A 2,114-nucleotide genomic window follows, 5' to 3' on the forward strand; every position below is an offset into this window, starting at 1 on the left:
GCTACGACAAACACGCAATCGTCTACCGGGCCGCCGTCCTCATCCACGCCACCACCGCATGGACGGGCAAACTCACTCAAGCCTGAGTTGCCACGCCCGACTTCAACTTTGCCTTGATCGCCGCGAAAGCGCCCGCCCACCCGCTGGCGAATGCCGCGAACATCGCGCTGGCCGCGGCCATCTGAGCACCAGAAGCATCGGCGGCAGCGAACCCAAACCAGACGATCGCAGCGCCCGCACCGACGATCGCTACGACGTTGACAAGCCGAACCGTCAGCTTTAGCCGCTGAACACTGTGAACGCCCACTTCACGTCCTCGAAGCATCGAATCCATAGTCCACTGCACCACACAGGTCACGCGCACACATCCCCTTGAAGACGGACCTTGGCTACGGCACCCCCATTGTCAGACACGCCCTAGTGCGGCCGACGATACCCCCATTGGCCCGCCCGCGACCGGAGCGGCCCAGATCAATGTCGGTCTCACCGCATCGTGAGGCACCGATCTGCGCGTCTTCCGCGACGGCTTCGTGGAGGACACCACTCCGGGCTGACATGGAGTGGTGCCGCTTCGGTACGACCGATCAAGCTACTCGCTGATCGCCACCCCGTCTTCCTTCGGGAATAACATGTGATGTATGCTGTTTACGCGCGAACCGCGCGCACTGACTGTCAAGGGCGACCATGAAGATCACGGGCTACCGCTGCCTCCGAAGCCAGCACGACTGGGGTCGCCCCGTCGGTGATGCCAATGGCGTCATCGACTCCGGCATCACCGAGGTGCCCATCCTCATCCTCGAGACCGACGAGGGAGTCGAGGGGATCGCTACGGGCTCCGTCCACGACGTCGACAGGCTCTTCCCCGCGCTCGAAGGCGAGGACCCGCGCGCCGTGACAGCGCTCTACGATCGGATGCTAGCGCAGGTTTTCAAGTCCGGCCCCGCTGGGGCGACTTTCGGTGGCATCGGAACGCTCGATGCGGCGCTCTGGGATCTCAAGGCCAAGCTCGCGGGGGAGCCCCTGTGGCGCCTGCTCGGCGCACGCGACCGATTCGTTCCCGGATACGCATCCGGTCTCGATATCGCCCTAGACGACGAGCAACTCGCCGGGTTCTACCGCGCGATGGCAGAGCGAGGCTTCACGAGCGGCAAGCTCAAGGGCGGTCGGGATGCCGCGGCAGATATCCGTCGGCTGGGAATCGTTGCCGACGCACTGCGCATCAACACACCTAATCCGGCGCTCATGCTCGACGCCAATGAATTGTGGAACCTCAAGCAGGCCGTGCGCCACGTGTCCGCCGTCGAGACGGTGCACGACCTCACCTGGATTGAGGAGCCGCTGCGACGCTGGGACGCCGCCGGGCACGCTCGACTGTCGGGGTTGATTCGTGCGGCAGTCGCGACCGGCGAGAATCTCACCGGACTTGACCAATTCGCCCCACTGTTCGCCGCCCACGCCGTCGACATCGTGCAGGCCGGTGCTGTCTGGGGCATCACCCACTTTCTCCGCGTCGCCATGGCAGCTCACTCTCGCGACCTCCCGATCAGCCCGGTCGGCCTGACGGCGAATGCCGCAGTTGCTGCGGCCGCCGCCGCAATCCCCAATCACCTCTCAGCAGAAGTCCAGGATGTCGGCGCCCCGTTCGGGATCACGCTCGACCAGACATTCAGTGACGGCGGGATCGTGCTCGGCGACCTTCCGGGCGCTGGCATCAGCATCGATGAGGCAGCGATCTCCCAGCTCGCCAGCGAGCCGGGAACCTGGCTCGCGCCCGGCGGCCCGCATGTCCGTTCACGGCGAGCCGGATTGCGAATGGTCTCGAACGATGGCGACTCGCGCTGACATGCCCACGCGCGCCGGAGCTAGCTGAGCTTCGGCGCAACTCGGTCAGTCGCATCCTGTGCAACGGGGTCCGCGAGAGCAATCGCTTCACGCGCGCCGTCGCGCTGTCGGCGCTTCACGTCACTCTCGAGGAGCACGGCACCGACTCGCAGCTCCGCGGATTAGGGCGGCGGGCTACTAGGGCGTGTCTGACAATGGTTGACGAAGCGGGCTGAGAGTCTGGATTCGTGTCGCGGTTCCAGTTGCTCTCGGATGCTCAGTGGTCGTTGATC

General features: G+C 65.1%; 2 protein-coding genes. One reads left to right on the forward strand and one right to left on the reverse strand.

The features are described 5' to 3' along the window. Nucleotides 1-76: 76 nt before the first annotated feature. Nucleotides 77-334 (reverse strand): hypothetical protein, encoded by a 258-nt coding sequence (locus BW982_RS17345; protein WP_139327554.1) that lies wholly within the window; start codon nucleotides 332-334, stop codon nucleotides 77-79. Between the two features lie 350 nt (nucleotides 335-684). On the opposite strand from BW982_RS17345, the gene BW982_RS17350 reads away from it, so the two are divergent. Continuing rightward, entirely contained in the window at nucleotides 685-1,842 is a 1,158-nt protein-coding gene (locus BW982_RS17350; protein WP_076495490.1) for a mandelate racemase/muconate lactonizing enzyme family protein, read from the forward strand. Nucleotides 1,843-2,114: the final 272 nt, after the last annotated feature.

This window comes from Microbacterium sp. RURRCA19A (assembly GCF_900156455.1).
GTDB lineage: Bacteria > Actinomycetota > Actinomycetes > Actinomycetales > Microbacteriaceae > Microbacterium.